Genomic DNA, 5,904 nt, shown 5'->3' with positions numbered 1-5,904 from the left:
GGCGGCCGCCCACGAGGGGATGTGTTGGGTCTCGTCAGCCGGTGTGCCGGACGGAGTGGATTCGGACACGGGGTGCTCCTCGGGAGGGGGAAACGAAGTCATGACCCCGAGGTTCGAGGGCGCCCCTGTGCCGCGACTGTGCACAGCCCACGCGCAGGCCATGAGGCGACGCGCAGGCCAGGACATGGGGCACAGGCCATGAGACCGCGCGCAACATGGGAAGGGCATCGCCGACACGGCGCACCAGCCATGAGACGTCACGCCCGCCCACGGCATACGCTCACAGGGAGTGCACAGCCAACCCATGGGTGGTGCCGAGCGGACGGGAGTTGACTCATCCTCATGAACAGCACCAGCGCCTCCCCTCGGCTGACCCGCATCGACGGCAGCCCCGTCCGGGTCCTCGTTGTCGATGACGAGGCCAATCTCACCGAACTGCTCTCGATGGCCCTGCGCTACGAGGGTTGGGAGGTCCAGGCCGCCGGCACTGGGCTCAAGGCGGTGCGGGCCGCCAAGGAGTTCCAGCCCGACGCGGTCGTGCTCGACATGATGCTCCCGGACTTCGACGGCCTCGAGGTGATGCGCCGGATGCGCGCCGACAACTCGACCGTGCCGGTCCTCTTCCTCACCGCCAAGGATGCCGTGGAGGACCGCGTCGCCGGCCTCACCGCCGGTGGCGACGACTACGTGACCAAGCCGTTCAGTCTCGAGGAGGTCGTCGCCCGCCTGCGTGCCCTCATGCGCCGCACCGTCGAAGTGGCCGTGCAGCGACACCAAGTACATCGCGCACTTCCCCGAGACCCGCGAGATCTGGTCCTACGGTTCCGGCTACGGCGGCAACGCCCTGCTCGGCAAGAAGTGCTACGCCCTGCGCATCGCCTCCGCCATGGCCCGCGACGAGGGCTGGATGGCCGAGCACATGCTCATCCTCAAGCTCACCTCGCCGGAGGGGAAGAAGCACTACATCGCCGGCGCCTTCCCGTCGGCCTGTGGCAAGACGAACCTGGCGATGATCGACCCGACCCTCGAGGGCTGGGAGGCCGAGATGGTCGGCGACGACATCGCCTGGCTGCGCTTCGGCAAGGACGGTCGCCTGTATGCCGTGAACCCCGAGTTCGGTCTCTTCGGCGTCGCCCCCGGCACCGGCGACGCGACCAACCCCAACGCCATGCGCACCGTCGAGAAGGGCAACTCGATCTTCACCAACGTCGCGCTGACCGACGACGGTGACGTCTGGTGGGAGGGCATGACCGACGAGGCGCCCGCGCACCTCACCGACTGGAAGGGCAACTCTTGGACGCCCGACTCCGGTGTCCTGAGCTCCCACCCGAACAGCCGCTTCTGCACCCCGGCCAAGCAGTGCCCGATCACGGCCGAGGAGTACGACGAGCCCAATGGTGTCCCGATCGACGCCATCCTCTTCGGCGGTCGCCGCAAGACGACCGTGCCGCTCGTGTACGAGACCCGCGACTGGAACCACGGCGTCTTCGTCGGTGCGACCCTCTCCTCCGAGACGACCGCTGCCGCCGTCGGCCAGGTCGGTGTCGTCCGCCGCGACCCGATGGCGATGCTCCCGTTCATCGGCTACAACGCCGCGGACTACGTCGGCCACTGGCTCGAGATCGGCAAGCAGGCCGACGCGAGCAAGCTGCCGAAGATCTACCAGGTCAACTGGTTCCGTCGCGATGTCAACGAGGACGGCTCGGCCGGCAAGTTCCTGTGGCCCGGCTTCGGTGACAACGCTCGTGTCCTGAAGTGGGTCGTCGAGCGCCTCGACGGCACCGGCGAGGGCGTCGACACCCCGGTCGGCATCGTCCCGGCCCCGGGCGCCCTCGACGTCAGCGGTCTCGACCTGGACGACGAGGACATCGCCAAGGCCCTGGCCGTCAACCCGGACGAGTGGGAGACCGAGCTCGCGCTCATCCAGGAGTGGCTCGCCAAGTTCGGCGACAAGCTCCCGACCCAGATGAAGGACGAGCTGGCCACCCTCAAGGGCAACCTCGAGAACGCCTGACGGTCGCACCCAAGGTGAGCGGGCGGCATACCAAATCATTGGTATGCCGCCCGCTCACCTTTGCGTTGTGACTCACCGGAAGCGGCGACCCTCGTCGCGACGGTTGGCCCACACGGCGAGTGCGGTCAGCGCGACGGTCCAGCCGAGGAGGACGGGGAGGGTCGATCCGGGCATCTGCTCACCCGTCAGTGCCCAGATGACGATGTCGCGGGCGGCTCGCGCCGGGGTGGCCAGGGAGACGACATCGAGCCAGCCGGGGAACATCTCCGGTGGGAGCATGAGGCCACCGATGAAGGCGAGCGGGAAGTTGAGGACCTGTGCGACGGCGACGGCCGCCTTGCTGCTCAGGAGGTAGCCGATGCATAGGCCCATCGCGAGGAAGGGCGTCGCCGCGATGAGGACCATCGCGAGGGCGAACGGGATCCGGGCCCACGAGAGCTCGCCGGACGTGAAGGCCTCCGGTGCCTTGGTCAGCAGTGCGACCGCCAGCACGAGCGGCAGCAGGCTGAGGAAGGACGCGAGCGCGGCGGTCAGGAAGCGAGCGACGGTCATCGGGAACGGGCCGATCGGCAGGGTGCGCAGGTAGGTCGTCCACGGGTTGGCGCGCTCCTCGGCGACGCCGATGCCGTAGCCGAAGAGGTAGGCGGACATGACGCCGAAGACGCCGAGTTGGGCGACGACCGAGAGGGACGCCACCGCGTTGTCGGTGATCGCGCCCTGGGGCAGGACGAAGAAGAGGAAGGCCAGGGTCGGGAAGATCGTCGTCGAGATGATCGCGATCGGGGTGCGGATCAGGTCGAGGACCTGGGCGCGGGTGTGCGCGACCAGGGGGGTGAGGGGGCTGACGGTGACGGTCATGTCGAGTCCTTTCAGGCCGCGTGGGCCGGGCTCTGGTGGGTGGTCAGGGCCAGGAAGGCCTCCTCGAGGGAGGCTCCGTGGACCTGGAGGTCGCTGAAGTCGATGCCGTCGGCGACGAGGGCGCGGACGGTGGCGTCGGCGTCGCGGGTGGCGAGGACGACGTGGTGGGGGTCGGACTCGGACTCGGGGGTGACGGAGACCGTGCCGGGGAGGGCGAGCAACTGCTGCTCGGGGGCCGTCGTGCGCAGGAGGATCCGACGGAGCTGGACCTGCTCGGTGATCTGACGGACGGTGCCGTCGGCGATGACCCGGCCGTGGTCGACGACGAGCACGCGGGAGGCGAGGGCCTCGATCTCGGCGAGGTAGTGACTGGTGATGACGAGAGTGCCGCCCTCGTCGCGATAGCGACGCAGCCGCGCCCAGAGGCGGTCGCGGGACTCGACGTCGAGCCCTGTCGTCGGCTCGTCGAGGATGACGAGCTCAGGGTCACCGACGAGGGCGAGCGCAACCATGAGCCGACGCTGCTGCCCACCGGACAGTGAGCCGCACTGCTTCTCGAGCAGGTCGGCCAGGTCGAAGGACGCGGCCAGCTCGTCGAGGTGCTCCTGGGTGGTCCCGAAGTGGGCGCCGACAAAGGCGAAGACCTCACGGACCCGGAGCGTGACGGGCAGGGCGGTGGCCTGCGGGGTCACACCGAGGCGGCGACGGGAGTCAGGGCTGGTCGGGTCGCCGCCGAAGATCGTGACGGTGCCCGTGTCCGCTCGGCGGGTGCCGGTGAGCAGGCTGATCAGGGTGGACTTGCCGGCTCCGTTCGGGCCGAGCAGACCAAGGCTCTCCCCGGCATGGACCTGCATCGAGAGGTCGTCGAGCGCGACGGTGTCGCCGAAGCTCTTGGAGACCGACTCGACGCTGGCGACGACGGTGTCGGCGACGGTGTCAGTGATGGTGTCAGTGGTGGGACGGACCTGATTTTGGGTGTGCAGCATCGCGATTCCTCCATCGAGAGGGGTTTGAGGGGTCTGGTGTGGCGGGTCGGTATTGGGGTGCTCAGCCGCCGAGGAGGGCAGCCAGAGCCTTGCGATAGGTGCCGAACGCGGCACGGCCGGTGTCGGTGAGGGCGAGGTAGGTCGCGGGCGAGCGGCCCTCGATGGTCTTGGTGACCGTGATGTAACCCGCCTCCTCGAGCTTGCGGTTGTGGGTGGAGAGGTTGCCGGCGGTCATGCCGAGCAACTCCTGGAGGCGGGGGAAGGACATCTGGTCCTTGGGTCCGAGCGCCGCGAGCGTGGTCATGACGCGCAGTCTGGCCTCGGCATGGATGACCGGGTCGAGCGGGAGGGCGTCGGTCATGGTGCCGCGTCCTGGGCCAGCGCGCCGTCGGGGAGGATGCGGCGCAACGGGCGATGGAAGAGCGCGGCGAGCAGGAGCAGGCCACCGGCGCCGAGGCACATGATCCACCAGTAGGCCGGCAGGCCGACGACGAGTGCGATGAGGGTGATCAGGGCTACGCACGCCCCGATGACGAACTGCGACACGTCGAGCCAGATGACACCGCCGGCCATGAGCAGGGCCGCGACGAGGGCCATGGAGGCGCCGTTGACGATGAGGCCGGCGATCTCGGGGTCGGCGCCGGACCTGCCGATCTGGATGGAGAGGCCGGCGATGCACATGAACGAGAACCACCAGGAGAAGCCGTAGAGCATGCCGCGGCGGCTGGACTCGCCGCGCGTGCCTCGGGTGGCGCGGACACCGAGGACGACAGCGGCGACGATACCGGCGGCGATGCAGAGGCCGAAGATGGCCAGGGCGATGCCGATCGGGATCTCGACGATGGGGTCGGCGCCACGGGAGAGGGCGAGCGGCAGGTAGCCGATCAGGTAGGCCAGGCCCCAGACGAGGTACATCTTGCGGTCGGGGTTGCCGAACTGCTGGTCGACCTTGGCGTCCTGGTCCTGCATCACCCGCAGCGCCTCGGCCGGGTCGAAGCCGGCGTCGCTGCCGTCGGCAGCGGGGTCGACGACGGGCTTGTCGTTTGCGTTCATAAGTACTTTGTACTGCAAACCACTTTGCGTGTCAAGAGACAGGTGGGTTCCCGGTCGACTGCGGACGTGACGGTGCCCTTGGACGCGTCGACGCGCGTCCAAGGGCAAAGTCCGAGAGAGGCCAGGGGGGAAGAGGGTGAGATCAGGTCGCCGGGACGGGGAGGGTGTTGCCCTGCTTCGGGGTGCTGGGCGTGGTCGAACCGTTCGAGCTGCTCGAGCCGTTCGGGTCCGCCTGGCCGGTGCCGCCGTTGGGATCCATCTGTCCCTGGCCACCGTTCGGGTCGAGTTGACCCTGCTCGCCGCCGGGCGGCATCCCCCTCCATGGGTATGCCGCCCGCTCGCATTTGCCGGCGTTGTTCCCGAATGCCGCGCTTGTTTCCATGGCCGCCGGTGTATCACGGCACCCCGATCGCCCTCCTCCTTGGCAGACCGCCGGACCGCCCGGTGGCACGCACCCAAGGAGTTCCTCATGTGGACACCCGATGACTTCCCCGGCGCCGACAACGTTCCGTGGCAGCTGCTCATCCGTGCCCGGTTCGCGCACGAGATCGATGCCGTCATCGCCTCGCTCATCGTCAACCAGGTCGGCGCCAAGCTCGGCACGAAGCGCGCCGTGCAGCTGGCCCGAGCTGGCACCGTCCAGCACAGCAAGGAGGCCGCCACGAGCGAGCAGAAGGTCGCCGTGCTCGGCCTGCTGGCCGACTGGGACGGAGAGATCTGCCCGAAGAACTGGCCCTTCCGCTGGCCTCCGCGGAAGCGGGGCTTCGAGGAGCTGGACGACCCGATCACCGTCATCGGTCTGGGCCGTGGACTCGAGCTCGCCTCGCTCGGCTCCGCGGAACTCAAGGACCAACTGGGCTCGGTCCTGAATGAGATCGGTCGCGGCTGACCAACCCGGACACCCTGGGTAACGCCCGAGGGCCCATGGAGATCCATGGGCCCTCGGGCGTTGCTGGGTGACGGGCGAACTCAGCCGGCGGTGCCGGGCAGGCT

6 protein-coding genes and 2 pseudogenes are annotated in these 5,904 nt (G+C 68.9%); 3 read left to right on the top strand and 5 right to left on the bottom strand.

Features of this window, described 5'->3' with window-relative positions; all coding sequences use genetic code 11:
- Positions 1-342: 342 nt before the first annotated feature.
- Both BN10_RS16150 and BN10_RS03415 read left to right on the top strand, forming a co-directional pair.
- A pseudogene (locus BN10_RS16150) lies at positions 343-762 on the top strand (response regulator); the annotation flags it as partial.
- Positions 746-2,014: pseudogene (locus tag BN10_RS03415) on the top strand (phosphoenolpyruvate carboxykinase (GTP)); the annotation flags it as partial. The pseudogenes BN10_RS16150 and BN10_RS03415, both read left to right, overlap by 17 nt.
- A 72-nt stretch (positions 2,015-2,086) precedes the next feature.
- On the opposite strand, the gene BN10_RS03410 reads toward BN10_RS03415, so the two are convergent.
- From BN10_RS03410 to BN10_RS16655, 5 genes are all read right to left on the bottom strand, one after another.
- Positions 2,087-2,872, bottom strand: a complete 786-nt coding sequence (locus BN10_RS03410; RefSeq protein WP_010849764.1) for an ABC transporter permease — start codon at positions 2,870-2,872, stop codon at positions 2,087-2,089.
- A gap of 11 nt (positions 2,873-2,883) precedes the next feature.
- Positions 2,884-3,858, bottom strand: a complete 975-nt coding sequence (locus BN10_RS03405; RefSeq protein ID WP_010849763.1) for an ABC transporter ATP-binding protein — start codon at positions 3,856-3,858, stop codon at positions 2,884-2,886.
- Between the two features lie 61 nt (positions 3,859-3,919).
- On the bottom strand, positions 3,920-4,219 hold the full coding sequence (locus BN10_RS03400; RefSeq protein WP_010849762.1) for a transcriptional regulator: 300 nt from the start codon (positions 4,217-4,219) through the stop codon (positions 3,920-3,922).
- The gene (locus BN10_RS03395) at positions 4,216-4,911 is read right to left on the bottom strand and encodes a hypothetical protein (protein WP_010849761.1); all 696 of its coding nucleotides are present in this window, start codon (positions 4,909-4,911) and stop codon (positions 4,216-4,218) included. The genes BN10_RS03400 and BN10_RS03395 overlap by 4 nt, the downstream gene beginning before the upstream one ends.
- Positions 4,912-5,053: 142 nt before the next feature.
- Positions 5,054-5,293 carry a hypothetical protein gene (locus BN10_RS16655; protein WP_010849760.1) on the bottom strand — a complete coding sequence of 80 codons (240 nt, stop codon included), beginning with the start codon at positions 5,291-5,293 and terminating at the stop codon, positions 5,054-5,056.
- 87 nt (positions 5,294-5,380) lie between these two features.
- On the opposite strand from BN10_RS16655, the gene BN10_RS03390 reads away from it, so the two are divergent.
- The gene (locus tag BN10_RS03390; protein WP_010849759.1) at positions 5,381-5,800 is read left to right on the top strand and encodes a hypothetical protein; all 420 of its coding nucleotides are present in this window, start codon (positions 5,381-5,383) and stop codon (positions 5,798-5,800) included.
- Positions 5,801-5,904 lie beyond the last annotated feature (104 nt).

This window comes from Phycicoccus elongatus Lp2, from assembly GCF_000367525.1.
Lineage (GTDB): Bacteria > Actinomycetota > Actinomycetes > Actinomycetales > Dermatophilaceae > Phycicoccus_A > Phycicoccus_A elongatus.
The sequence above is the reverse complement of the archived record's forward strand: the minus strand, read 5'-3'. Positions and strand labels throughout refer to the sequence as shown.

Coding starts and splice junctions, on each gene's coding strand:
- BN10_RS03390 (WP_010849759.1), top strand. CDS start 5,381: ATGTGGACACCCGATGACTTCCCCGGCGCCGACAACGTTCCGTGGCAG.
- BN10_RS16655 (WP_010849760.1), bottom strand. CDS start 5,293: ATGGAAACAAGCGCGGCATTCGGGAACAACGCCGGCAAATGCGAGCGG.
- BN10_RS03395 (WP_010849761.1), bottom strand. CDS start 4,911: ATGAACGCAAACGACAAGCCCGTCGTCGACCCCGCTGCCGACGGCAGC.
- BN10_RS03410 (WP_010849764.1), bottom strand. CDS start 2,872: ATGACCGTCACCGTCAGCCCCCTCACCCCCCTGGTCGCGCACACCCGC.
- BN10_RS03405 (WP_010849763.1), bottom strand. CDS start 3,858: ATGCTGCACACCCAAAATCAGGTCCGTCCCACCACTGACACCATCACT.
- BN10_RS03400 (WP_010849762.1), bottom strand. CDS start 4,219: ATGACCGACGCCCTCCCGCTCGACCCGGTCATCCATGCCGAGGCCAGA.